The 26,551-nt window shown below is 45.9% G+C and carries 17 protein-coding genes and 1 tRNA gene; 10 read left to right on the top strand and 8 right to left on the bottom strand.

The annotated features are described in order from the left end of the window. Positions 1–3 precede the first annotated feature (3 nt). Complete coding sequence (locus Q1A08_RS12870) at positions 4–555, top strand: carboxymuconolactone decarboxylase family protein (protein ID WP_299773523.1); 552 nt, start codon at positions 4–6, stop codon at positions 553–555. Between the two features lie 252 nt (positions 556–807). On the opposite strand, the gene Q1A08_RS12875 is transcribed toward Q1A08_RS12870, so the two are convergent. Further along, positions 808–1,488, bottom strand: a complete 681-nt coding sequence (locus Q1A08_RS12875) for a class I SAM-dependent methyltransferase (RefSeq protein WP_299773525.1) — start codon at positions 1,486–1,488, stop codon at positions 808–810. Further along, entirely contained in the window at positions 1,488–3,698 is a 2,211-nt protein-coding gene (locus Q1A08_RS12880) for an EAL domain-containing protein (protein WP_299773526.1), read from the bottom strand. Before Q1A08_RS12880 ends, Q1A08_RS12875 begins: the two co-directional genes overlap by 1 nt. Positions 3,699–4,083: 385 nt before the next feature. Here Q1A08_RS12880 and Q1A08_RS12885 point away from each other — a divergent pair, with 385 nt between their 5' ends. From Q1A08_RS12885 to Q1A08_RS12910, 6 genes are all read left to right on the top strand, one after another. Then, positions 4,084–5,604, top strand: a complete 1,521-nt coding sequence (locus tag Q1A08_RS12885) for a peptide MFS transporter (protein WP_299773527.1) — start codon at positions 4,084–4,086, stop codon at positions 5,602–5,604. A gap of 178 nt (positions 5,605–5,782) precedes the next feature. Continuing rightward, on the top strand, positions 5,783–6,874 hold the full coding sequence (gene ychF, locus Q1A08_RS12890) for a redox-regulated ATPase YchF (protein ID WP_299773528.1): 1,092 nt from the start codon (positions 5,783–5,785) through the stop codon (positions 6,872–6,874). A 13-nt stretch (positions 6,875–6,887) separates the two neighbouring features. Next, positions 6,888–7,853 carry a DMT family transporter gene (locus Q1A08_RS12895; protein WP_299773530.1) on the top strand — a complete coding sequence of 322 codons (966 nt, stop codon included), beginning with the start codon at positions 6,888–6,890 and terminating at the stop codon, positions 7,851–7,853. A 121-nt stretch (positions 7,854–7,974) separates the two neighbouring features. After that, positions 7,975–8,051 (top strand) — tRNA-Met (locus Q1A08_RS12900). A 111-nt stretch (positions 8,052–8,162) separates the two neighbouring features. After that, entirely contained in the window at positions 8,163–8,819 is a 657-nt protein-coding gene (locus Q1A08_RS12905) for a hypothetical protein (RefSeq protein ID WP_299773532.1), read from the top strand. Between the two features lie 35 nt (positions 8,820–8,854). After that, positions 8,855–9,901 (top strand): energy transducer TonB, encoded by a 1,047-nt coding sequence (locus tag Q1A08_RS12910; protein ID WP_299773534.1) that lies wholly within the window; start codon positions 8,855–8,857, stop codon positions 9,899–9,901. A 109-nt stretch (positions 9,902–10,010) separates the two neighbouring features. Here Q1A08_RS12910 and Q1A08_RS12915 read toward each other — a convergent pair whose 3' ends face one another. Next, complete coding sequence (locus Q1A08_RS12915; RefSeq protein WP_299773536.1) at positions 10,011–11,906, bottom strand: PhoX family phosphatase; 1,896 nt, start codon at positions 11,904–11,906, stop codon at positions 10,011–10,013. Between the two features lie 302 nt (positions 11,907–12,208). Here Q1A08_RS12915 and Q1A08_RS12920 point away from each other — a divergent pair, with 302 nt between their 5' ends. Then, positions 12,209–15,025 (top strand): TonB-dependent receptor, encoded by a 2,817-nt coding sequence (locus Q1A08_RS12920; protein ID WP_299773538.1) that lies wholly within the window; start codon positions 12,209–12,211, stop codon positions 15,023–15,025. A 92-nt stretch (positions 15,026–15,117) separates the two neighbouring features. Here the strand turns inward: Q1A08_RS12920 and Q1A08_RS12925 are convergent, their stop codons facing one another. The 5 genes from Q1A08_RS12925 to Q1A08_RS12945 form a co-directional block, all read right to left on the bottom strand. Further along, positions 15,118–15,717, bottom strand: a complete 600-nt coding sequence (locus Q1A08_RS12925; RefSeq protein WP_299773540.1) for a thiamine biosynthesis protein ThiC — start codon at positions 15,715–15,717, stop codon at positions 15,118–15,120. 367 nt (positions 15,718–16,084) lie between these two features. Then, a complete protein-coding gene (locus tag Q1A08_RS12930; RefSeq protein WP_299773542.1) occupies positions 16,085–17,275 on the bottom strand; it encodes a serine hydrolase in 1,191 nt (396 codons plus the stop codon). A 766-nt stretch (positions 17,276–18,041) separates the two neighbouring features. Further along, the gene (locus Q1A08_RS12935; protein ID WP_299773544.1) at positions 18,042–19,253 is read right to left on the bottom strand and encodes a hypothetical protein; all 1,212 of its coding nucleotides are present in this window, start codon (positions 19,251–19,253) and stop codon (positions 18,042–18,044) included. 275 nt (positions 19,254–19,528) lie between these two features. After that, the gene (locus tag Q1A08_RS12940; RefSeq protein WP_299773546.1) at positions 19,529–21,151 is read right to left on the bottom strand and encodes a HAMP domain-containing methyl-accepting chemotaxis protein; all 1,623 of its coding nucleotides are present in this window, start codon (positions 21,149–21,151) and stop codon (positions 19,529–19,531) included. A 262-nt stretch (positions 21,152–21,413) separates the two neighbouring features. After that, a complete protein-coding gene (locus Q1A08_RS12945; RefSeq protein WP_299773548.1) occupies positions 21,414–22,580 on the bottom strand; it encodes an MFS transporter in 1,167 nt (388 codons plus the stop codon). A 281-nt stretch (positions 22,581–22,861) separates the two neighbouring features. Between Q1A08_RS12945 and Q1A08_RS12950 the strand changes: the two genes are divergently transcribed. Both Q1A08_RS12950 and Q1A08_RS12955 read left to right on the top strand, forming a co-directional pair. Next, complete coding sequence (locus tag Q1A08_RS12950) at positions 22,862–23,701, top strand: DUF3348 family protein (protein ID WP_299773550.1); 840 nt, start codon at positions 22,862–22,864, stop codon at positions 23,699–23,701. A gap of 100 nt (positions 23,702–23,801) precedes the next feature. Further along, positions 23,802–26,546 (top strand): DUF802 domain-containing protein, encoded by a 2,745-nt coding sequence (locus Q1A08_RS12955; protein ID WP_299773551.1) that lies wholly within the window; start codon positions 23,802–23,804, stop codon positions 26,544–26,546. Positions 26,547–26,551 lie beyond the last annotated feature (5 nt).

Consider the following 26,551-nt stretch of genomic DNA (forward strand, 5'->3'; position numbering starts at 1 on the left):
CCAATGAGCGAAATACTCAGCCCACTGGAGGCGCCCTACCCAGCCAGCATTAGTGAGACCCTAAAGAAGTACCCAGATATTGACGGCTATATACTGGCCTTGTTTCGAGTCTTCGCCAACAGCGAGCGCTTCTTATCCTACAGTGGCCCAAAAAACTTGCTGGATAAAAATAGCCCGCTGAGTTTGCGCGAGCGTGAGATTATTATCTTACGCTGCTGCGCTCAGCTCGATTGTGAATACGAATGGGGGGTTCATGTGGTGGGTTTCGCGGCAAAAGCTGAGCTAAATGAAGATCAGATAAATAGCTTATATCTTGGCTCAGGGCTTGATGATTGCTGGCCAGACAAAGAGGCCGAGTTAATCAACTTAGTAGACCAGCTGATTCATAAAGCGCGAATTAATTATGATGAAAGCCCAAGTTTCAGTAAATACTGGAACAAAGACGAGCAAATGGAAATTTTTGCACTGGTGGCCAATTACCATTTAGTAGCTTTCGTCTCTAATAGCAGCAAGCTCGAACTAGAACCCTTCGCCACACGTTTTCCTAAACCTTAAAGACCCGGCCTCGAACAGCGGGGTCAGAACCCACGGGTTCTGACCCCAGATCGGAGCCGAGATCTATAATCTTCAAACACCCAATCGAGGCAAGCCCTATTCTATACAAACTAGTATTAGCGCCAAATCAAATACTATTAATTCTAGAAAAGCGTACTCAAATTAGTTTTTTAGATAGGAAAATCAAAAGCTGTAAAACCCGGCCCCGAACAGCGGGGTCAGAACCCATGGGTTCTGACCCCAGATCGGAGCCTATATTGGTAAGCAGGACCAACTAAGGGTTAACAGCCGCTTAGGCCGACCAAAATTTTGGCAGTCTGCTTCAGAGATTTCAAAGTTATATTGCCTTTGGGGGAAAAGTGCATCCAGCTCTCCCACCACCCCCATACAGATATAGCGCAACACTTCTTCAGTATAAAAAACCTTCAAGGTCTCCTCGCCCTCTTCCATTCGGCGAAAATAACCCTGCTCATCCGCTTTATCAGCACCAAAATTAATATCACTTCGATGATTAAAACGGGCCACAAACTGGCCAGGCGCTTTAAGTAATCTTACTAAGCCAAGTAGTGTTTTCTGCAAGGCTTCATGAGGCATATAGTGCAAAGAAAGATTCGCCAAGATGAAATCAAAACTCTTCCCCCCTAAAATACTGGGCAAGCTCTCAGCATCGGCAAGCAATACATTCTTTGCATACCCCAAATCTTTCGCCTGCTGCAATGCGGCTTCGCTGATATCGCTACTCAGCACCTTAAAACCCAAGTTAGACAAGCAGGCGCTATCCAAACCCAAGCCACAACCAATATCCAATGCAGAAGACTGCTCATTAAGCGATAACAATTGAGGCAGTATTAAAGACTCTAACCAAGGCTCATAAGGAATATCCAGATCAGCATTTAGACCTTGATAAAATTTATTCCAGTATTGAGTCGACATTAGGCAGGGCTTAACTCAAGCTCACCACGACGATAAGCTTCGCAAAATTGAATAAACTCTTGCATCGGCATAGGCTTGGCTAAATAGAAGCCTTGGATATAGTCGCAATTAAAAACATTCAGAGCTTCTAATTGTTCGACATTTTCCACGCCCTCAGCTATCACACCAATACCCAAAGCTTTGCCCATTTTAATAATCACCTCGACCAAGGTTCTGTCTTGGGTATTATCTAGAATATCCATCACAAAAGAGCGATCGATTTTAATGAAATCGACAGGGTAATTACGCAGATAGTTAATGGCTGAATAGCCGGTACCAAAATCATCAATCGCAAAGCGAAAACCATTGCTACGCATTTGCTTCAATTCATCTACCGGAGACTCATTACCATCCATAAATAAGGATTCAGTAATTTCAAAAATAATTTTTTCAGGATCGATACCATGACTAGAGACCAGCTCTTCCCATTCTCTATGGGAACCCGCCGGATAGAACTCACTGACTGAGCGATTTATTGAAACCGAAATATCCAAGCCCGCCAACTGCCACTGCTTATAATCTTTACATACCCGCTCTAAAACCCAACGTCCTATCGATCGGATAGCGCCGGTATTTTCAGCAACACCTATAAATTCATTGGGCGGGATAAAGCCTTTCTCTGGGTGACGCCAACGAATCAGCGCCTCACACTTTGTTACATCGCCAGAATCAATATGCATAATAGGCTGATAAAAAACATCAAACTCATTGTGCTCTATCCCATTAAGGATTTCATTGTGCATCAATAGTTGATACTGAGCCTCATCGCGCATGGCATCGTTAAAGAACGTTACTCGGTTACGCCCCGCACGCTTAGCCGCATACATGGCAGTATCGGAATGGCTTAATATCGCTTCTGCGGTTTGACCATCATCCGGGAAGACGGCAATACCAATACTGCAACTCACTGAAAGCTTTTGACCAGCAATATCATAGGGCTGATTTAGATAACCCAAGATGCGATTAGCTAATAGATCAACCTGGGTAGCACTTTCAGCATCATGCATGAGCACCACAAACTCATCACCAGCCAAACGGGCGACCACATCGCTCTTGCGCACAAAGCCCATTAAACGGCTTGCCAGTTCCTGTAGTAATTCATCACCTGCACGGTGTCCCCAGGTGTCATTAACCTGCTTAAAGAAATCCAAATCGATAAACATCAAGGAGAATTTTCTTTTTAAGCGAGTATGAGAGTTGATTGCTTGCTGTAACTGATTGGAAAAGAAATTGCGATTAATCAGGCCTGTGAGTGCATCATAATTGGCTCGATAATTAGCCGATTGCACGGCCTGCTCTCGGCGTGCATAACTTTTTGCTACAACATAGGCCGCCAAAGCAAACAAGCTCGAAACAAATAAACCAAAAGCAGCTGCCATAGCTAATCGAAAACCAGCTGAAGCCCAATTGCTTTTATCAACATCCACCGCGGCCAACCAGCGAGCATTGGGCAATTCAATATTAAGCTGCACACTGGAGCGACTAAAAGAAGAAGCATCCCCAAAGAAAACCTGCGCCGGAGAGCCATCATCAGCCAGCCAACGCAGTGCAACATCCTCGGGTAAATTAGGTGAATCCACCCCAGCACGTGACAGCATAGCACTGTGATCGACGACACCAACTACCATACCCAGCAAAACATCTACCTGGTACACCGGCAATAGCATATATAAGCAGAGCTTATCTTCATGCAAATCTGGCCCAGCAATAACTAAGCGCCGGCTATCAATGGCTCGATTGATGGCCGATTCAAAAACCTCCAAATCCAATGCCGGGTGCCCCTGGCTACGCCCTTGGCCGCTATCAAGCTTTAGCGTACCACTGACCACCGGTATCCAACTTAGGCCTTTCATTTGGGTGCTATGCCCCATTAAGCCCTTGGCCAGCATCTCGAATTTGCCGGCCTCCATATTGGGCTCCAGCATCACATTGGTATGTAAGCCTGAAAGCATCATGCTGTTGCTGGTCATTAAACCTTCTAAACGAGCTTTAATGGCCAACATCTCGGTGAGTGCATTGTATTGACGAAGGCTTTTGAGGCGATTGGCCTCGTAGAATAAAAGAATGGTGCACAGTGCAAATGATAAGAGGAACACTGCTGCTGCAGACAATAAAGGATGCCGTATAAACGCCCTGAAAGGGTTACTGCTTGGGGCCGTTTCGTCTGTCATTCGAAGCTCTTTATGTCCTGCGATAACTCTGTGTCGCTATGTGCCATAAGCTTAGGGAAATACCACTCAAGCTGGCGCGCACCATAAGCATTTTAGATCATTTTGCTTGGGGTCTACTACTTTAGCGGGAATTACAGGTAAATATTTAGCCAAATTGCAGCGTATTTTGGCTAAATGTTCCCGCAAAAGATAAGGAATATTAGTTGTGCCCCCTATACAGCTATTAATAGCTCAAAAAACAGGCCAATCGATTATTTTGGAGGGGTTTGGTAGGGCGTTCGTTTAGCTCTTTAACCCTTTTTAAAACACCTAGACAGGGGTATAGGCGTTACCTTTTTAGCAGGGTTTGAATTCCTACAGATTATAGACCAATAAAGGATATCCAATGAACCAAGAAGCGAGCTCCAACTCAGATACTAGCTTTTTCGGTCATCCGGCAGGTTTAACCACACTTTTCTTCACGGAAATGTGGGAGCGGATGAGTTACTACGGCATGCGAGCGCTTTTAGTGCTTTATATGTCTGCCTCTTTACAAGAAGGCGGACTATTCTTCACTGTGGCCGCAGCTACTGCAATTTACGGCCTATACACAGGCTCAGTATATTTTATGGGCTTACCAGGTGGCTGGTTATCTGACCGTATGTTTGGTGGTCAAAAAGCCGTATTCTATGGTGGTGTCATCATCATGATCGGTCACATAATTCTGGCTGTACCAAGTAATGGCACATTCTTTATAGGTTTGATTTTTGTTGTATTAGGTACCGGTCTTTTAAAGCCGAATATCGCTGCTCTTGTCGGGGAGTTATACTCAGAAACCGACAAACGTCGAGATGCCGGTTTTGCGCTTTACTACATGGGCATCAACATTGGTTCAGTGTTAGGAAACATCATATGTGGTTGGCTGCAGGTTAACGCAGGCTGGCATTGGGCATTTGGTGCTGCTGCAGTCGGGATGGCAATCGGACTCATACAATACAAGCGCACCGAGCCAAAACTAAAAGGGATAGGATCTCAGCCCACCGAACCTCTATCCCCTGCAGGGCGACGAAAAACTTGGGCAGCTATTGGCGCCTTCCTTGCTGCACTAGCTATTATTACCGGCCTCACATATAACGGAACTATTGTTATAGACCCTGTAAAGCTTGCACAGTATGTAGCCATCTTTTTTGCTGTAGTATTTGTTATTTATTACTCTCGCATATACTTCTGGGGTAATTTAACTAGTAACGAAAAACAGCGCCTCCAAGCACTGTTACTTATTTGTGTCGCATCCATTTGCTTTTGGTCAGGTTTTGAACAAGCAGGCTCATCTATGAACCTATTTGCTCTCGATTTCACAGACCGCATGATCGGGACCTTTGAGATTCCCACAATTTGGTTCCAATCCGCCAATTCAATTTTTATTATTGCACTATCTCCGTTCTTTGCAGCTCTTTGGATTAATATTGGAAAACGCTTTGTAAGCCCAGTATTCGGTATAAAAGCAGCTATCGGCTTAATCATAATGGCATCTGGGTTCTTAGTAATGTTCTTTGCAGCACAGTACGCTGCTAGCGGCTTGAAAGTAGCGCCTTACTGGTTAATCACCACCTACTTCCTACACACCGTAGGTGAGCTATGCCTAAGCCCTGTTGCACTGAGTGCGGTAAGCCGCTTGTCACCGCGCCGCTTCCTAGGCCAGATGATGGGTGTATTTACCCTAACCTACTCAATCGGCAACATTATCTCTGGCTTGTTGGCCGGTAACTTCGATCCTAATAACGTAGAACAACTTCCAAGCTTATACATGCAAATACTAGTATTTGGCGTTGGTATTGGTGCAGTTGTACTACTTATTGGACTATATACCCGTAAGCTAGAAAACCTACCGGCTGACGACGACAAGTTCGAAGAAAAAGCCGCCTAAGCGTTTCAAAGCTAGATAGGTAAAAGCCTAAATGCTCATTTAGGCTTTCTTAATCGATAGAAGTGGTGAAATGAAAATACCGCTTCTATCGATACTCCCTTCCTTGTAGTAGAATGCCCGCCTATTTTTTGTGCCCCTGCATGGGCGTTGATTCAGAATTTAAGCGAGACAGAACACTATGGGCTTTAATTGCGGCATTGTTGGCCTTCCCAACGTTGGTAAATCCACCCTATTTAACGCCTTAACCCAGGCAGGTATTGGCGCCGAGAACTTTCCCTTTTGTACCATCGAGCCCAATGCTGGCGTCGTAGCGGTACCAGATCCACGCCAAGATAAATTGGCTGAGATTGTAAAACCTGAGAAAGTCATCGCCACCACCATGGAGTTTGTGGATATTGCAGGCTTGGTAGCTGGCGCCTCCAAGGGTGAAGGCTTGGGTAACCAGTTCCTAGCAAATATCCGTGAAACCGATGCTATCGCCCACGTAGTGCGCTGCTTTGAAGACGAAAACGTTATTCACGTTGAAGGCACCATCAACCCTGCTGCCGATATCGATGTCATCAATACCGAGCTGGCGCTGGCCGATCTAGAAAGCTGCGAAAAAGCACTGCAACGCTTTACCAAAGCTGCCAAAGGCCAAGACAAAGACGCCATCAAGATGAAAGCCTTGATGGAAAAGATCTTGCCACACTTGAACGAAGCCAAGCCTTTGCGCTCTTTTGCTCTAAATGATGATGAGCTACAGCTATTAAAACAGCTTAGCCTGTTGACCCTAAAACCAACCATGTACATCGCCAACGTCGATGAAGAAGGCTTTGAAAACAACCCACATCTAGATGTGGTAAAAGGCATCGCCGCTGAAGAAAATGCTGTGGTCGTTACCATCTGCAACAAGATCGAAGCGGAAATCTCTGAGCTGGACGATGATGAGAAAGCCGAGTTCCTAGAAGAGCTAGGCCAAGACGAGCCAGGCCTAAACCGTGTAATTCGCGCGGGCTACGAGCTACTAGGCCTACACACCTACTTTACCGCTGGCGTAAAAGAAGTCCGCGCTTGGACCATCCCTGTCGGTGCTACGGCCCCACAGGCGGCTGGTAAGATTCACACCGACTTTGAAAAAGGCTTTATCCGCGCCGAAATCGTAAGCTACGACGATTACATCGCCAACAACGGCGAATCAGGTGCGAAGGATGCCGGTAAATGGCGCCTAGAAGGTAAAGACTATATTGTGGCCGATGGTGACGTGATCCACTTCCGCTTTAACGTATAAGTAGGGCAAAGCAATGCATCAGCCCAGCGACCGTTGGCAGCTGGGCTTAGCCCTCAGCCTTTTCACGGTAATTCTTTGGGGCTCGCTACCCGTTGCCATCAAAGGTCTATTGGCCAGCATGGATGTAAACACCATTATTTGGTATCGCATGCTGGTCTCGACCGCTCTAGTGGGTGGCTACTATGCCATCAAAGGCGGCTACCAATGGCGTAAGATGGCCCAGCCGAAACTTGGCATCCCCATGCTGGTTGCCGTTATTGGCCTATGCGGCAACTACTTTCTATGGGTACGCGGCTTAGATCTTTCCAGCCCAGAAGCCGCCCAGCTGGTTATTCAAGTGGCCCCTATGCTGCTGCTCTTAGCCAGTGTTTGGCTATACAAAGAAGCCTTTCGCGGCTGGCAAAAGATAGGCGTAGCAATATTTACCCTTGGCCTCTTACTCTTTTTCAACCATCGCCTAGCAAGCCTATTTGGCGGGGGCGACAGCGGCGAAGGCGATAGCCAATACAACTTAGGTGTAGTCATCGTTTTTATCTCGGCCCTAAGCTGGACAATATACGCCCTAGCCCAAAAGCAGCTTTTAAAAGAGTTTGGCTCCCAAGAGGTACTACTGACCATCTATATCGCCGGCGCCATTATCTTCTTCCCTCTGGCCAAGCCAGAGCAGCTCTTAGAGCTAAATCGCACCGAGCTGTATTGCCTGATATTTGCCAGCATCAACACCGCCCTATCCTATGGCGCCTTCGCCATGGCCATGGAGCACTGGCAAGCGAGCCGAGTAAGCGCCACCATCACCATCGTACCGCTCACCAGCCTCTTCTTCGTACACCTAGCCGCCTGGCTAATGCCCGACATGATCCAAGCCGAGGCCCTAAATTGGCTAAGCTGGCTGGGCGCATTTATGGTGGTGGCAGGCTCCATGACAAGCGCCCTAGTCAGGCCCAAACAGCAGCCAATCGCCAGCGTCGAAGCAAAGTGAAAAAAAGCTGAAAAATTAAGCCCTTACCTCTTGACAGAGCAAGGGCAAATCGCGAAAATACGCGCCCTCTGAGACACACAGAGCACTTATTAAAGCGCTCACCGTGACATCAGGGTCCAGTGGCTAGGTAGCTCAGCTGGTTAGAGCACAGCACTCATAATGCTGGGGTCGGCAGTTCAAGTCTGCCTCTAGCTACCACTATTCGAAAGGCCAGTAGGTTTACCTACTGGCCTTTTTTATTACCCACCTATTCCATTAAATATGTTTTAATTCGGTCGCGACTCAACAAACAACCTAGCCAGAAGTAGCATGGAAGACACTTCACTAAACAGCCCTCAAAACCTAAAGAAGCTAAAAGACTGCATTGAACTAGTCCATAACACTGCACATGAGTTTGAGTTAGTCGGCACTAGAAACACCCTCTTTGGAAGGTTCTCTCAACTTACTACTTCACACTGCTCCGGCGTACAAGTACTTTGTGAAAATAAACTCCCTGCCTCTGCCTTTTCACTATTAAGGCCATTGTTTGAAACATCCTGCCGGGGTTTATGGGTATATTGGTGCGCAACTGAAGATCAATTAGAACGGCTCAGCAGTAGAAAAGAGAAGTTTAACTGGAAATCTATAGAGAAACTTGCCAAGCAGATTGATGATAAGGTTAAACATAGTGATGGAGCTCTCACAAAGATATGGCAATTACACGGAAACGAGCTTCACGGACTAACCCATGGAGGCGTAGAAGCCATCTCTCTTTCTTACTTTAACCCAAGTGTAATAAGCATCTCGGCAACAACAATGCAGCTACACCAAATAATGCAGCTAGTGGCGAATATATTATTTCTAAATTTTATGACTTTAATTTACGCTTCAAATAGGCATGACCTCTCTCCCAAGTTAGAAACACTAGGGAAGATGATAATGGACTGGTACCAAGACCATTTAACTGAACAAACACAACAGCGATAATCAAGAATATAAAATAAAAAAACAAAGGACGCACAATGTACTCGCTTTTCAATCATCCAAATTTGTATTTCCTCTCTTTTCTACTTTTTTCACAGCTTAGTTATTCAAATGAATCCAGTAATGGGCTGTATGAACCACCACAATCTCTCAGCACACACAAACTCAGCTATCCTAAAAAAGAACTTTCATTAGGGCGCGAGGGATCTGTCATTGTTAGCTACGTTGTGAATACAGATGGCTCAGTAACAGACGCGGTTATCGTTGATTCAGAGGGAGGGGTAGGTTTTGAAAAGCACGCTCTAAAATATATTCGTAAGGCCAAATTTATTCCGGCGAAATTAAACGGGGTCAGTATAAAGTCATCCAATCAAAAGCATAAGCTCACTTGGGCATTAAACTCAGGGAGGCGGGGTGTTTCAAAGAAGTTCTTAGCAAAATACCGAACTCTTCAGATTCAACTTTCTAACAACCAACTTGAAGAATATGCCAAAACTATTTCCGGTTTCGAAGAAAAACTTGTAAAAAACACAGAGGAACGCGCATGGTTTAGCTTATTGCAAGCCAACTACTATAGATTGGTAGGCGACAAAGATAGCTATCTGACTTACTTAAACAGAACGCTAAGCTACGAATCCCCTCAAATCCCTAAGAAAATGCATAGCTCCGCTATAGCTAGCTTGTATTCAGAACAAGTAAAACAGAGAAAATATGTTGAAGCCTTCGAGACCGCGGAAAGAATATCGAGTAAATACAACAAGCACCCGATGCTAGACGAGATACTAAAACACAAAGCTAAGGTAGTCGCATCGCTTGAAAAGACACAGGTCATTACTACCAGCGGTAAAATATCAACCTCTGAACGTCCTTGGCACCATAGCCTTTATAGAAGGCATATTGGTGTTGAAGTTACCGAAGGTAAGTTAAACAAAATGGATATCCGCTGTGACCGCAAAGCTACAACCATTGAGATTACAAGCCAAGCACAATCTTGGAAGATCCCAAAGTCTTGGGGGCATTGCGTTGTTCAACTCTGGGGGGATCGTGACTCTCGTTTTAGATTACTTGAACAAATAGAACTCTGACAGATCAACACTGCGTTAAAGCGCCAACAACCCAGTAAATCTTACCGGGTAAAAAATATCACCGTTGAAATAATATTTGGTTAAAACCCAGCCCTATCTCCATAAATTATTAAGCCTCCCCCACCATCTTCCCATCCTTATGCCTAATCGCCATCACACTCGGCCGTGGTGGCAAGCTCTCATCGTAATCAGGCCAGCGGTGCGCCGGTTTATCATAGCTAGAACCTTCCACATCTGCTGGGTGCTGAACGGCGACAAATAAGGTGCTGCCATCAGGGGTGAATTCTGGGCCACAGAGCTCTGCACCTTGAGGACAGCCAAAGAAGTGCTTGGGTATGGCGCGATATGGGCCAGCGGTGGGCATTGCCCATAAACCATCATGACATTGGAAGGCTTCGCAGCCATCGGTGGCTACCCACATATTACCTTTTGGGTCGAATGCTAAATTATCGGGGCAAGCAAACCAGCCATTTTCCGAAACTGTTTCACCCTTTGGGCCGGTGCCATAAAAACCGCGATCATTAATTTTATTACTATTGGGATGGCCACCTAGGGCGAAAGTATTCCACTGGAATGTTTGGCTGCTATGATCGCGCTTACCGTCAACACCAGGGTGCAAGATTTCGAGAATATGCCCTGCGGTATTTTTCGGGCGCATATTGGCAACATCGCTTTTTTTGCGCTTTTTGTTTTTGGTTAGCATGACGTAGGTGCAATCGTTAACCGGATTGGTTTCGATATCTTCTGGCCTATCCATAGGCGTAGCGCCAATCAGCTGCGCAGCACGGCGGCACTCGATAAGTACATCAGCCTGAGAGACAAAACCTTGATGCTCTGTTAATGCTCCTTGACCGTGCACTAACGGAAGCCACTCGCCACTGCCGTCTTCATTAAATTTGGCAACATATAAAACACCCTCTTGCAGAAGGCTGCGATTAAGGTGCTCGGCTTCTGGTTTGTACTCCTCATGGGAGACATATTTATAAATAAACTGAAACTCATCATCATCGCCAGTATAGGCTGCGATGGGTTCACCGGGCTTTGCTACAATAGTGGTGCCCTCATGTTCGAAGCGTCCTAGCGTAGTGAGTTTTTTGGGTGTCGATGTAGGGTCGTAGGGATCAAACTCCAACATCCAGCCAAAGCGATTAGCCTCGTTGGGCTCCCATTCGATATGAAATCGTGAAGCAGTTTTACCCCAGCGCCTGCTATCTTCACCACCAATACTTAGGCGCTCGAAGTTATCTTTTTCTTGCTCGCTTAAGGTATCTCGGTTGCCCATAAAGAAGCCGCCAAAACCCTCTTCGGCGATCAGTACTGTACCCCAGGGCGTTTTGCCTCCAGCACAATTCCCAACCGTGCCCAGCACCTTTTTGCCACTTGGATCTGCCATCGTTTGTAAGCGAGGATGGCCTGCTGCTGGGCCGGTTATTTCGCAGGGAGTGTCCAGAGTAATACGGCGTGTGTAATCGCTGCGCTTGTTAACTCGCCACTCATCACCTCTTAGCTCCACCTCTACAACACTATGACCACAAGCCTGCATTTCAACTTCGGTTTGTTCACGGTTGGCATTGGCAATGCCATCTTCCTCGTCGCTAAAACCAGGGAACATTAAATGGGGTAAAGTGTACTCGTGATTAATGCACAGGAGACCACGCTCACTATTCCCACTATTGTAGTTTTCGCTCGCACTCAGATCTTCATCCTCTAGGGGCATAAATCCGATAAAGTCATTATTAAAACCAAAGCTCTCAGCTTGCTGAGGAGCAGTAATACGACTGGGATCGAATTCTTTATCTGAAAACAAATCATCACCCCAGCGCAGTAATACCTGGGCATTATGATTGGGAGCGACGTGATGTTGCTGATCAAGAGCGTGGGGGATTTCGCTAAATTCCAACTTAGGGTAGGAGCTACACCCTGTTAGGCTACCGGCAAACATCCCCAAACCACCGATACCTGCGCTGCCCTTGATAAAACCGCGTCGATTGATCTTTTTCATCATAACCCTATTGCCCTAGCCTGTTGTGCCGGCCTTCTATTCACTACATCACCAAACTAAATATTATTTGATATTTTTATGACAGCTAAATTAAAGCCTTGTAACAGGCCTATCGATGGCTTCCATTTCTGATCTCATTAACTTTTTTCAGTCAAAAATCTGTCATCATTTTTACACATAGGCGTAACCCAATAGTCACCTGTCCTTTTTAGACTGGCGCGATACTTTTAAGAATTACGACTAAAAACGTCGCTTCAGTAGGCCTAGGCAGTTATCAATTGGCCAATCGATAAACAGGGGACAGCATGAACAAATCACTAAAAGCAATAGCATTAATGTCAGCGGGGAGCTTTATCTTCTCGATGAATAGCATGGCCGATGGCCGCTTAGAAGGCCGCATCAGCGATGCGACTTCCAGCGTTTACTTTGATGGCGCGATTGTAAAAATTAAAGAGCTGAAACTGGAATCCAGCTCTAAAAATGGCGGGCGCTTCTCATTCAACAATCTGCCGGCTGGCGACTACACCCTAGTGGTGGATTACCTTGGCGCCGAAACCGTACAACAGTTAATCAGTATCTCTGATAACAAAACCACTAGCGAAGCGGTTCGCATCGGTGATGACGTTAGCGAGATGGATAATGTGATCGTAATTGGCCAAGCCGCCGGTGCGGCCAATGCCTTGAATAAGCAACGTGCGGCAGATAATTTTAAATCGATTGTTTCGGCTGACTCGATTGGTCAGTTCCCAGATGAAAATGTTTCTGAAGCCCTTCAGCGTGTACCGGGTGTATTTATCGAACGCGACCAGGGCGAAGGACGTTTTGTAGGTGTTCGTGGTGTTAACCCAAACCTTAACAGTGCCTCGATCAACGGTGTGAATATTCCAGCCCCAGAGCGTGATCGCCGCTCAGTAGCACTGGATGTTATTCCATCTGGCCTGCTAGAAAGCTTAGAAGTCACTAAAACAATCACCCCAGATATGGACGGTGACACCATCGGCGCGAACATTGAAATCAAGAGCCTATCAGCCTTTGATCGCGATGGCATGAGTTACAAACTGCAAGCCGAAGGCAACTATAACGATCTGGAAGAAGAAACCAGCCCTAAGCTGGCTGGTAGCTTTACCAATGTGTTCGACGTTGCCGGTGGCGAGCTTGGCGTTGCTGCCGCTGTCAGCTGGCAAGATCGTGATTTCGGCTCTGAAGTTATTGAAGGCGATGGCGAATGGGAATCCGACATTGAAGATTCAGGTGTGCGTGGTGTTAAGGAGCTTCAGCAGCGTGATTACACTGTAAACCGTAAGCGTTTAGGCGTAGCTCTTAATCTGGATTGGCGTCCGAACGAGCTATCTGAATACTATATGCGCTCTTTGTATAGCCACTTTGAAGATCAAGAGTTTCGTCAACGTATCAAGTACAAGTTTGATAAAGGCGATCTACTAAACATAGATAGCAACTCAGCGCTTTGGGACGAAGGCGATATGGAGCGTGACTTCAAAGATCGCTTCGAAGAGCAGAAGATCACCTCTGTAGTATTTGGCGGCAGCAATATCGTTGACGATTGGACCCTAGAATATAACCTATCGTACTCAAAAGCCTCGGAAAATGAGCCAGATCGTCGTGATACTGGCTTTAAGCAAAAGAACATCAGCGAGATGGGCTATAGCTCTTTGGGCAGTAGCCCACGCATCTTTGCCTCGGACGAAGCCTTTGATGCATCCGGGTTTGAACTCGATGAAGTGGTTATAGAAAACAACTACACCGAAGATGTGCAACAGGGCTTTAAGCTGGATATCACCCGTGATATGTACTTCGGCGAAAACCCCGGCTATATCAAATTTGGTTTAAAACGCAGCGAGCGCGAAAAGACTGATGATGTCAATGCCGATATCTACAATGACTTTGGCGATATCGACGACCCAACCATGGACGCCTTTATCAACGGCAACCTGAACTACGCTATTGGTAACTTTGGCCCTGCCCTAAACAAATCCGCCATTGACGCTTTAATTAATGGTCAGATTAAAGGTAATACCGCCCTCCAGGACGAAGAAGCCTTGGCCGAGAGTTTGGTAAGCTCCGCGCGTGATTACAATGTGAATGAAGACGTTACCGCGGCCTACATCATGAGCCGTGTAGACATCAACGATTGGCGCCTTGTGTATGGCGTACGCTACGAGCACACTGACTTCAGTGCCGAAGGTTACAATGCTCGCTTACTTGATGGTGAACAAGCTGAAATCGTAAAAGCCAATTACGAGCGTGATTACAGTCACTTCCTACCTAGCGTTAATGTACGCTACCGTTTTAGCGACGAAATGATTGTACGCGCCGCCTTCTCACAATCGATTTCACGACCTTCTTTTGGTGATATCACTCCGTCACCCGATAAGATCGAAATTGATCAGGAAGACAATGAGCTACAGGTTGAAGCCGGTAATCCTCAGCTTAAAGCGTATGAATCCAACAACTTCGATCTATCGATGGAATACTACCCAGATAATGGCATTGGTGCATTCGGCGCCGCGTTATTTTACAAGCAGATCGACAACTTTATTTTCAATGCCGATGTAAGTAGCGATGCGAATGCTGCGCTTTATGCGCCTGGTGTAAACTTTGATGATATCGAAATTACTCAGCCACAAAATGGTGACGAAGCCGATCTATATGGTTTAGAACTCACCTACACCAAGCACTTTGCTAACGGCTTACTGCTGCAAGCCAATGCCACCTTCACAGACTCGGAGGCCACATTAGATTTAGGTGAAGATCCTGATCGTAATACCGATATCCAATTACCCGAACAAGCCGACCGCGTGGGTAACTTGGTACTGGGTTATGAAAAAGGTCCACTTAGCCTGCGTGTTTCTGCCGCCTATAAAAGTGAGCGTTTGATGGAGCTTAACTACGAAGATGCCAACAATGATTTGTATCAAGATGAGCATATGCAAATCGACCTAAGCGCTAAATACGAAGTGAACGAAAACCTTCAGTTCCACTTCAATGCCATCAACATCAACGATGAGCCATTCTTCCGCTACCACGGCAGCCGCTCTTTCAACGCTCAATATGAAGAGTATGGCCCATCCTATGTCCTAGGTGTGACCTATCGTAATTTCTAAAACACAAGAATAGCTAGCCATAAAAAACCCCAGCAGAGATTACTGCTGGGGTTTTTTATTAAATTGTGTAGCTAACTGCTACCAAGGCCAACTTAGCTTTTACGAGCCGCAGCAATTAGGCAAAACGCCAACAACAAAGTCGCCAACACACCTGTCGCACCTGCAACAGCTGATGGTAAAAAACCATCGCGACCAAATGTGATCAAAATGGCATTAGCAAGTACAGCAATACCGCCAACAAGGGCCGTTAAACCACCCAAGGCTTTGTTGCCCTCAGACATAAGTGCCGAGCCCATTCCCAACGCCGCCATGCCCAATAAAAGTTTGGCCGCGTAATAAATCATAAAGGACAAGGCGACTACACCACTTAGCGCAGGCTTCAATCCTTCTACTTCAGATACCGCCTCATTAAAGCTGCCAAACAGGGTTATCCCAACACTCACCTGAACCACATTAAGCACAGCACTAAAGGCAATAGCCGACCAAATAAGCTGATTTTCTTTTAGTTGTACCATGGCGGCACCCGCAAAAGCGATTAATACCGTGAACAGCAAGCCCTCAGAGCCCCACAAAAATTGCCTTGGTACATCAAGCTTGGCAACATAGAGCGCTGTATAAACGACTTGAGTAAGCGCCAATACCAACAAAATATAGGCGGAGAATTGGGTTAATTGTTTAGGGGTAAAGTTCACAGTCGTACCTCGGCTGGTGTTGTGTTTATTGTTTTGATGTTTTGATGTTTTTATGTTTTTAGTACGGCTTAGATTAATATCTAAGCCACTGAAATCAAACAGGCGACTGTAGCAGCAATAAAATTAAGTCTTTTCTTATATACGGTGACTTGAGAGCTTATGGGGTTAAGCCGGTGAGAATATGGGGTATGAGGAGCCATCGTGCGGCATGCAAGAACACATTGCCCCGATGGTAAGTGTGGTTAAAGGCCTCAATTGTAGATTCAAAACTAATCTAGAGTTTTATCTGCAATGGATTCGATATTTGTGTTAGACGGCGCTGGGGTTTGACTTCGGCGCCGTCTAACACAAGCTCAAAGCTAAACGACTACTTATCGAATGCGGGGAAAATTACCTGAGCAATTTGATCCATAATCGTACCCTCTTGAGTCGCCCCAGTAACAACGACAATCAAGTCTAGCTCCTTGAATACAATAATTCGCTGGTCACCGCCACCCCAGGCCATATCTACCGTTATTTGTTTACCATTAACTGTAAAGTCCGTTGGGTACCAATAAAAACCATAGTAGTAATTGTCAGGAATCCAGTCATCGGTCGGCTGCGTAATTTTACTGGTCGCCGCCTCCAAAAAAACTTTCGAAATTAACTGTTCACCTTTCCATTGTCCGTCGTTTAGCACCAAGGAACCCAGCTTCAACATATCTCGAGATGTGATACTGGAACCGCTCGCGCCTATCGCTACTCCATTGGCATCAGTCCTCCATCGATAAACCGAGATACCAAGCTTGCTCAACAATTCTTTATCAATGAAGTTCATTGATGAGCCCGGCACGACTTCTTCCAACACCTGCATGACTATGCTTAGATCCACACCCTGATACAAAAAGCTCTGTGATTCGGGACTGATGGCAGCCGTTGCTTCTAACAACTGCTGAACAATATTGCTTCCCTTGGTTTCTCTAGCACTGCGCGTTAATTGGCGAAGCTTTTCTTCCTCAATCCTAAGACCAGAGCTCATAGTCATGGCTTTACGAAGGGTAATATGTTCAACGCCTTTGGCCAGCTTTGCTTTATCCAAGCCCTTTAACAGCTGAACAATGGGTTTGTCCAAATCATCCATAGTCAGATAACCCAACTGAATAGCTCGCCCGACAGCCAAAGCCGTATGGGATTTAGTTACAGAAGCTTGAAAGTGCGGCAGATTTACCCGCCCTTTTCTAAAATATGATTCAAATACAAGTTTGTTTTTGTGGGCAATCAGCAAGCTATCGTATTCACCAAACTTTGACACTGCTGCTTCCTTTGCAAAAGCCAAAATATCACTGCTTGCGCTGGTATGTGAACTTAACTTCGCTACCTCGATGCCATCACCTCGATTTAGAGGACTAGGCTCTATATAGACCGGCGATAAGTTCGGCAGATCTTTTTCAAAGGAGTAGGACAGCTTAGCAGGATCTACTTCCGCAAGCTCTGGAGCTCCAGAGCTTATCGCCAAACTTGAAAGGCATAAGGCAAGGGTGCCCACTGCTATATTTAAAAACCTAGTCGAATCCAACATAAAACCCTTCCTCATTATTGTTATTCCTGTGATTTATCCTAGTCATGCTTATCTAGGGCATATACTAGGGGCTCAATAAAAAGGTGAATACTCTATGCTCGACAAAGCGAGTGATAAAGGGGGTTGAATACTACTCATCAAGAATTTCACAAGGCGTAACAACGAAACAATAATTTAAGAAAGCATCTATTTAGATTTTCGTAACGCGTCACAGCTTAAACTAAAGAAGATATTTGACCCACTTGTTAAGACAATATACTGTTTGTTTAAAGATTAGGCTTGGGTGGCTATTTTCCCTGTCTTATCGGCACATAGACGTTATCAGCCAGGAGGGCTCAGATTAATAAACTACTATCTTTATCTGTTTTTATAGCTCTCACATTTACCTTAGCTTGTGCTTGCTTGTCGTTGTTTTTTACCTATTCATTTTACGAGTATGGGAAGAGCTCAATTCGTTTTATCAATGGAGTATTGGTCGCTCACGCCGTTGCATATGGAGGAATTTCAGCAACTTATGCAATCTTGGTGAGCATTATCTTTTGGAGCAGAGTGCACAAGTCGCTAATCATATTGTCATCGATATCCCTCGCCATCCTATTGGCAAGTTTCGGGCTATACACTCTTCTTGAAGGAAAGCTAGGTTTGCTGGGTTAGTTGTACGACAAAAGCGGCTGAAGAAAATCTTCCAACTATACGAACGTCAGCCCGCGTGGTGCGCAATAATCCTCACCACTCTCGATGCTACTTGATCCAATTTCACCGTTAATTAAACAAGCTTTCTACGCCGAAAGAATACCACTAGTGGCATCAACAAACTTAGAAATAGTTGCCCCCAAACCCCAATAGTCGGCACTTGTCTTGGCGGCACTGGCTCATCATCTACAATGGTGCCCATCACCTGCGAAACAATGGTTCCGTTACAGGTAGAATCGTTGAACTCAAGGTTTTTATCTGCTGTGCTACCACCCCCACTTTGAATCGATCCCAAGTTATAGACTATCGTTTCATCACCTTCGTAAATAGCATCGGCACTAATACTCAAGGGCAAAACGATTACCCCCTGCTGATTCAAGCTATTATTTGTTTGGTTAGGATCATACTCCCCTGCCGGTAGAGTAATTTGAATTTCACCACTACCGCTATTGAAGCTATTAACTTCACCCCGACCTGCCAATGCGCCTACAGCGACGCTATAATCCAGTTGCGGCGAGGCGCTTGAAGCCGCGTCTAAAGTTAAATTAAACACCGCATCACTATCTAAGGTGCCGCTAATAATCAAGGCAAACTCCATGCTTCCTACGCTATCTTCAGAACCAGAAGCCGGTGACATTGTATTCAATTGAATTTCTACCAACGGCCTTAGATCGACCGTGATATTATCAATGAAGTTACCAACTGGGCTAGCTGGTGATAGAGATTCAAAACTAAATTGTCGTGCTCCTGCCACTGCATCATTAGTTAAGGCCCCGGAATGCTGCACCCAGCCATCCCCTAAAGACACCGCATCGAGTGGGCCATTAAACACCAGTGCGCCGGCAGCGTCATGTAAAGAGGCACGAGTGGTTTCATTGGCTTGGGCTCTTGCACGATGGTAATACTGATAGTTTACAGATTCATTGGCCGTCAAACATACTTCTTGGTACAAGCGAGCAACACTCTCGGCATTTACCTCGGCAAACTGATTTCCTTCAAAGGCTGGGACTGATAAAAAACCATCAGACCAAATTTCAATGGGTGACCCGTTTGCGGGACCACAACTCAAACCGCCTTGGCTAGGTGCTGTTGTTAACCAACCTTGAACGGCACTTTGATCAATTTGATCAAAGCCCGAACCTGGGATACCACAAGTTGCGTTTAAGTCTGGTCGTTCAAAACCCTCATTAACAATGATACGAGTGGGAATTTGGGCTTTAGTAAGTGAGAATGGCAGAAAAGCGATGGCTAGCAATAGGCATCGAAAGATAATTGAGCGCGACACAAGGACTCCTTAAATACATTATGTCTTTAGCTTTATATCTCCTGTACTGAGCTGCCAATTTTGACAATCAAATCACACCCAATTTATATTTTGGGCAGCAAAGTTTTTGGGAGAAATTTATTAGTGATTGCCTATGCAATTATAATAAATTTCTCTTACTGAATGTAAACTTGACGCGAAATCCAAATTATGAATATCACATATAACAAAAACCCCGCATCGGACGCGGGGCTTCTAAACCTCGAATGACAAACACCAGTGGTAACTACGTCCCCTTAGCGAACATACTGGCCGACCAAATCGTTTAACTGGTTTACACTATTCATTAACTGAACAGTAGCCTCTGACGCCGACTTAACTTGTTGTGACGAGTTTCTCGCGCTGCCAGATACCTCCACTACACTGCGATTAATCTCTTCAGCTACAGAGCTCTGCTCTTCGGCCGCCGTCGCAATCTGTGCGTTCATATCAGTTACCATCGCGATTTCCGATTTGATATTTCGCATTACCTCATTGGATTCTTGTGCTAGCTGAGAAGTTTTACGCGTTTGTTCTACGCCAAGCTTCATTGCAGAAACTGCTTTTTCTGAACCTGCTTGAGCCGCTTCGATAATACTTTTAATTTCGGTAGTAGAGTCTTGTGTTTTCTGCGCCAAGGTTCGCACTTCATCGGCAACAACAGCAAAACCTCGCCCTTGATCACCAGCCCTAGCCGCCTCAATAGCGGCGTTTAACGCAAGCAAATTAGTTTGCTCTGCAATGCCCACGATCACATCTAGAACAGAACCTACACCAGCCACCAAAGATTCAAGCTCTTCCAATGCCTCCGCCGTATTTTCTACATCGGTTTCAAGTGCGTGCATTGAAGTAATGGTTTTATCCATAGTTTGCCTGCCTATCTCGGTATTATCATTTACCGTACTAGCCGAATCTGCAGCGGAAGTGGCATTCCTAGACACTTCTTGAATAGACGCCGACATTTCATTAGTAGCTGTTGCCGAGTGCTCAACATTCTTTTGAATCGATTCTGAATCACGCTGAATCTCGCCAGAGATTATCGATACGGAATCGGAAACTTCAGTCAGATTCTTCGCCGACCCCTCCATAGCTTCCAGCATTGAGACTAGAGAGTGGCGCATTTCTTCTAAACCACCACCAATCTGCCCAAGCTCATCTTTCGAAGAAACCTGAACGGGCTGAGAAAAATCTTTACCCTTGATCAAATCTAAAGATTCAATAAGCGCTCTCGTTGGCTTTACGATATTGCGATTCATAATCGCCGTACCAATCAGCAATACGATAACCTGCCCTAGAAGAATTGATGGTAGTGCCCAGCGTTCAACCGTAGCAGAGCTAGCAATATTGCTTTTAGTTTGCTGGCTTACATCTAAAGATACTGATTTCGCCGTTTCTGCCAGGAGCTTCGACGGCCCCCTATCGATACCACGAACATAGCTATCCGCCGCATTCGAATCTAAATCGCCGACAAAGATATCGTAAGCTTCTTCATACTTAGTCATCATGACACGATAATCTTGCATAAAGCTTTTCAAATTACCGCTTACCGCAGCACTATCCGAGCGCCCCATAATGGCCTTAGTGTCGGCCATAATTGACTGCTTTCGCTCTTGGAAGCGCCCCCAGTACTTTTCTAGATCGGCAGGCTTATGCCCTCGCAGCAGAACATTCTTCCACTCTTGCACCTGAGTTTTAAACTCACTGTTAAGCAAAAGAATATCGCGCTCTATCGCTACCTCTTTGTCGAGAAGTAAACGAAATCTATTTAGCTGTTTGTTTTCAAGGTGTACAGCTACACCCGCAATAATGGAAACAGCAATAGCACCTAGAGCCAAAACGCTCAAAAGCTTGTTTCTCACCGATCCGCTGATAATATTCATTAGTTAACTCTAATAAAACAATTGGTAGACTATTCAATATAGTTATCGGCACTATTCCTTAAAGATTAGGTTTTTTGATTGTTATTTGAGCTAAAAAGGGGAATTTAATAAAAAGGACTAGGGCTGGACTAGCCTTAGCTAGTTAGTTTTATAGGAAGACTTATTGAGAACTATTAGCCCCAAAGACAGGGGCTAATAGTTAGGGTAAGACGAGGCCCTCTATAGATGAGTGGGCGCAGTAAGCTCAGTAGCGAAAGCTGCCTTATAACTTGGTCGACTTCTTGAGCCAGCCCAATATCAACAAAGCAAAACCAGGCAATAGCAAAAACATCGAGGTCCAGTTGCTATTCTCCCAACCGATACTGGCAAATAACCAGCCCGCAGAAAATGCACCGATAGTGTTGAGCACCGCCACTGCAGACTCATTCAAGCCCTGCAACTTGTGGGCATCGCCTGGTAAGGAAGCTACTAAAGAGCTCCCCCCAACGTATAACATATTCCAACCTAGCCCAATACCTATTAGCGCCACCAAAATACCATTGTAACTTTCGAAATTAATGGCAATAAGCATCGAAGCTAGCATCACCATATAGCCCGCAAAGATCACGCGCCCCACACCAATTAAGGCAATAATCCGCCCCATAAACAATGATGGGATAAACATGGCGAGTACATGGCTTTGAATAACCAACATGATGCTAGCGAACTCTATGCCCATCGCATTCATTTTTAGCGAAGACTGCATCATTAATAAAGCCATCAACATATAGCCAAAACCAGAGGCATAAATAGCCAGTATTAACTCGGTTTTGTAATTTTGTTTGGAAGAAGAATTCTTAGCTGTAACTTTGTCAGCGGCCTCCCTACTTTGTGTATTAGCAGGAACAGTACTTAAGACAACTGCCAGCAATACCGCCAAAGCAATAAACATCAAATAGCTGGCACTGAAGGCGTAATCAGGAATTAGTAAACGACTGTGGGTCGTTAAAATAGGAGCTACAAAAGCAGCGACCACACCGCCTAAAGTCACCAGCGATACAGCTTTTGCTGTTTGTTCAGAACTCAAGCCATCGGTAGCAGCAAATCGAAAATAGGCAAAGGCGCTGAAGGCCATTCCAAACAAGGCATGTGCTATGCAGTTTATAACAAAGGAATGGCTGTAAATCGAGTAAGCCCCTAAACCGCCCCCCAAAGCGAAACTAAAGCAAGCCAAATAGAAAACGGGCTTGCGACCAAAACGCTTCATCGCCATAGACAGTAAATAGGAGCACACAATTACTGAAGCAAACTGTAATCCATACGGCAAAGTAGACAATTCAGCGCTGGGTGCCAATACCTTTCCAACCAGTGGTGCGACGGATACGGTAATAACCGCACCACTTAATGCCAAGGCTTGTGCCGCTGAATACAATAGAGTTGTTTTGCGCATAAATACATGTCACTGCAGCAATAAAGTGGGTAGGCATGATACGAGATAAACCGATCAATCCAAAATTTAGATATTAGCCGTTCAGAGTTTATTCAGCATTTACAGATCGGCCCTAAATTGACGCCTTAGGCCGCTTGAATCTTGGCCTCAGTTATTGATAATAGCCGGCCGACTAAAAAATAGTGGTCACGGTTAGAAACTGTACGCATTGCCCAATTAATAGCCGGAACAAATCTTAAGTACGACTTTTAGAACACTGGCTTACGGCACGCGTTAGATACATGGCTCAAATCTCTATAGAAGGCTCTCGTTTAGTTCGTTTTTTGAACGATCTAGATGTATCCAATGCCGACCTTTTCGACAAGGCATTTGCTGAACGTATTAGCCAGCTTATTGGCTTGCACAAATCCTTAGCACTTTCTGGCTTACCCCTGAAACTCGCAAGACTGCGCTTTGAACCGCGCTCTGTAAGCGCAGATAAAGTGCAGCAGGAATTTTTACGGGTTAATCAGGAGCTCATTGAAACACTGATTGAGTGTTTCACCCCCGGCAATGGCAGTGCTCGGGTCCGCTTTCCAGGCTATCGCGAAGATGCTACTGAAGAGCAACTCAATAACTTTGATCTCTATGTGCAGTTCTATAGCGCTAGGCAAAGACAGATAGAGTTAAAAGTTCAGCATCTTCTGTCCTATGTACGCGATGCCGCCGCTGGTCATTCACAAAGACTGGCACAACTGGTTATGCTAGAAAGCTCCTTTGGGGAAGCCATCGTCGGCTACGACAGACAATGTTTGGCCGTAGTGCCCAGATTGTTAGAAGCTTACTTTGAGCAACTGCGCCAAGAGCATCAGGATATACTTGCCGAACAATCTGGCGAATCCATACCCGAAGAAACTCCAAGCTGGATAAATCAATTTTCTGACGACATGCGCGAGTTACTGTTTGCCGAGCTAGAACTACGTTTAATGCCGGTAATGGGACTGATAGAAGCCTTTGACGAGGACAGCCCTGAGCTTGTTAAAAACAGCCTTGAGCCGGATAAAAACAACCTTGAGCCTGGCAAAAGCAGCCATTCGAAAAAACAATCCGCCGAAGCCCTAACCGAACAGGCCAAAGCCTAAAGAATAAATATCCGCATTCCACCACACATAAAGATTTAAGCGTTTTCATAGTAAGACACTGGTGAAGGGAAGCGAAAAAGGAAACAACTAAGAAGACCTTATGAACAGACTATTATTCGCCCTCGCCTTCGCTCTTGGTTCTGCCGCCGTCATTTGGATGGCGCTGATATTTGCCGGCAGTGACGCACTGGCTTTTACCGTCACGGCTGTTATTGGCGGTGTTTTTGTATTGGGCGCCATTGAGTTATTAGGCTTTCGTAAGGCCACCGCCTCCTTAGCTGATGCGTTGAATGAGCTAGATGATAAAAAAGAGGCCCCAGAATCATTAGATCCATGGATTAGCAAATTAGCCCCGGTGTTAAGAAATGCCACCCAAGCCCGTATTGAAGGTGAGCGTGTCGCACTACCCGCACCCGTTTTAACACCGTATTTGGTTGGCCTACTCGTCATGTTAGGTTTATTGGGTACCTTTATTGGTATGGTAGAAACCTTGCAAGGCGCGGTCACAGCTTTAGAGAGCAATAGCGAATTGCAGGCCATCCGAGCCGGCCTTGCTGCACCTATTCAAGGTTTGGGTTTGGCCTTTGGCACCTCAGTGGCCGGTGTTGCTGCTTCAGCCATGTTGGGTTTGATGTCGACTCTTAGCCGACGTGCTCGAATCTTCGAGACTCAACGCCTCGATCAAAAAATCAATAGCAGCCTGAGAACTTTTTCCCTGAATCATAGCCGCCAACAAACTTATCGCGCTTTACAACTCCAGGCCGATACTCTGCCAGCGGTAGCTGAGCGCTTAGACAGCCTAGCACACACCTTGGAAAATATGGGTGAGAAGCTGGGCCAAAACCTGGCCAACAATCAAAATGAACTCAATCAATCATTAACTTCCCTGTTTGGCAATCTGGCAACAACCGTTGAGAAAACCTTGAGTGACAGTGTTGCAGAAACCAGCCGCTTAAGTGTTGAGAATAGCCGCCTAGTTGGCGAGAGCATTAAACCTGTACTGCAAGAAACCCTTGGCGATATTCAAACCGAGTTACAGCGCTGTAATGACAAGAGCTTGCAACAACTTACGGATAATGCCGAGTCAACTCAGCAACAATTGCTAGAACAGACCCAGCAATGTCTACAAGAACTAAACGGTAAAACTGAAACCGTACAAAAACAAATCACAGAGCTGAGCACTGCAACGCTTGAGCAACTTAAGAATACAGCCCAAGATAACCAGCAAGCACTTATTGGCAACGCCCAAGAGACATTGCAAAAAATCGACAGCAACAGCGACGCTACCTATAAGTTACTGCAAGAAAGCACTGAGAAAACCTTATCGCAGTTGCGTGACAGTAGCTTGGCAACCGAGCAGAAACTAGAAGAAAGCAGCGGCGCCACCCATAAGCTGCTACAAGAAGCTACTGAGCAAACGCTATCACAACTGCGCGAAAGCAGCCTAGCAACCGGACAAAAACTCGAAGAAAGCGGCAGCGCTACTCAGCAACGCATCACTGAGCTAGCAGGCTCCCAATTGCAAGCATTAAGCGCGCACTTTAGTAATAGCGCCCAAGATGTTGCGCAAGCTTGGCAACAAGGCCTTGAGGCCCATCAAGAAGCGAATCAGAGCTTACTGGCCCAGGGGAAAGATAATTTGAACGCTTACAGCGCAGAGTTTGAACGACTTTCTAAAGACCTGATGGCACAGGTTGAATCTAACAGTAATAGCTGGCTACAGCAGCAACAAGAAGCCGAACAGCTACGTGTTAATAGTTGGCAGACTGCCTTAGAAAATAACCAGCAACAATCTGCCAAAGAGCTGCAACAGAACGCTGTAGAATTTAATCAGCAGCTGCAGGAGCAAAGCCAGCATCAACAGCAAGCATTTGAGCAGTTATTAACGCGCTTTGAAAATGTCTCCAATGAACTAAATATTCAATGGCGAGAAAATGGCGAACAGCACAAGACTCAGCAACAAGAGCTCGCCCAGACCTTGCAGCAGAGTGCTCAAGATATGAATAGCCATTGGCTGCAAAATGCTAAGCAGATGCTAGAACAGATTAACGGCTTGATGACTTCTTCTGAGCAGTTATTACAGCAGCGTATGGACAGTGAAACCGAATGGTTAACGGCCCAGCAGCAACGCATGAGCGAAGTCAGTAATGTACTAGGCGAACAACTAGAGCAATTGCGCCTGCAAGAGCAAAGCCGTGGTGAAGCCGCCGTGGCTCAGCTAGGCGAGCTTGAAGCTACTGTGGCCAATCACCTAGCTGGCCTTGGGCAGTCCCTTGAAGCGCCAATGACGCGCTTGATTGAAACCGCGTCGCAAGCGCCACGAGCAGCGGCAGAAGTGATAGAGCACCTGCGAGCGGAGATCTCTAAGAACATCGAGCGCGATAACGGCCTCTTAAGCGAGCGTCGCGATGTCTTGGTAGAACTGAACAGCTTATCGGAATCCATCCAACAAACGGCGGCAGGCCAACAGCAAGCCATCGAGAGCTTGGTTAGCGAGTCTACCGATAAACTGGACACCATAGGCGAGCAGTTTACCCAGCAAGTCGCCGATGAATCAGAAAAGCTCAACGATATGGTGGCTCTATTCGCTGGCAGTAGCGCCGAATTAGCAAGCCTTGGCGAAGCCTTTAGTCTCGCAGTTGAAATGTTCCGCGATTCGAATACGTCGATGACCGAGAACCTAGCCCGCATCGAAAGCTCGCTTAGCGAAGCCGGCAACCGCAGCGATGAGCAACTAGGCTATTACGTCGCCCAGGCACGTGAAATCATCGATCAAAGTATTGTTTCCCAGCAGCAAATGCTAGACGGTTTGCGTCAGCTGCGTGAAGAAAAAGCCGTTAACTAAGGTTA

Origin of the sequence: uncultured Pseudoteredinibacter sp., from assembly GCF_947500695.1 — a bacterium.
GTDB lineage: Bacteria > Pseudomonadota > Gammaproteobacteria > Pseudomonadales > Cellvibrionaceae > Pseudoteredinibacter.

Coding starts and splice junctions, on each gene's coding strand:
- Q1A08_RS12870 (WP_299773523.1), top strand. CDS start 4: ATGAGCGAAATACTCAGCCCACTGGAGGCGCCCTACCCAGCCAGCATT.
- Q1A08_RS12875 (WP_299773525.1), bottom strand. CDS start 1,488: ATGTCGACTCAATACTGGAATAAATTTTATCAAGGTCTAAATGCTGAT.
- Q1A08_RS12880 (WP_299773526.1), bottom strand. CDS start 3,698: ATGACAGACGAAACGGCCCCAAGCAGTAACCCTTTCAGGGCGTTTATA.
- Q1A08_RS12885 (WP_299773527.1), top strand. CDS start 4,084: ATGAACCAAGAAGCGAGCTCCAACTCAGATACTAGCTTTTTCGGTCAT.
- ychF (WP_299773528.1), top strand. CDS start 5,783: ATGGGCTTTAATTGCGGCATTGTTGGCCTTCCCAACGTTGGTAAATCC.
- Q1A08_RS12895 (WP_299773530.1), top strand. CDS start 6,888: ATGCATCAGCCCAGCGACCGTTGGCAGCTGGGCTTAGCCCTCAGCCTT.
- Q1A08_RS12905 (WP_299773532.1), top strand. CDS start 8,163: ATGGAAGACACTTCACTAAACAGCCCTCAAAACCTAAAGAAGCTAAAA.
- Q1A08_RS12910 (WP_299773534.1), top strand. CDS start 8,855: ATGTACTCGCTTTTCAATCATCCAAATTTGTATTTCCTCTCTTTTCTA.
- Q1A08_RS12915 (WP_299773536.1), bottom strand. CDS start 11,906: ATGATGAAAAAGATCAATCGACGCGGTTTTATCAAGGGCAGCGCAGGT.
- Q1A08_RS12920 (WP_299773538.1), top strand. CDS start 12,209: ATGAACAAATCACTAAAAGCAATAGCATTAATGTCAGCGGGGAGCTTT.
- Q1A08_RS12930 (WP_299773542.1), bottom strand. CDS start 17,275: ATGTTGGATTCGACTAGGTTTTTAAATATAGCAGTGGGCACCCTTGCC.
- Q1A08_RS12940 (WP_299773546.1), bottom strand. CDS start 21,151: ATGAATATTATCAGCGGATCGGTGAGAAACAAGCTTTTGAGCGTTTTG.
- Q1A08_RS12945 (WP_299773548.1), bottom strand. CDS start 22,580: ATGCGCAAAACAACTCTATTGTATTCAGCGGCACAAGCCTTGGCATTA.
- Q1A08_RS12950 (WP_299773550.1), top strand. CDS start 22,862: ATGGCTCAAATCTCTATAGAAGGCTCTCGTTTAGTTCGTTTTTTGAAC.
- Q1A08_RS12955 (WP_299773551.1), top strand. CDS start 23,802: ATGAACAGACTATTATTCGCCCTCGCCTTCGCTCTTGGTTCTGCCGCC.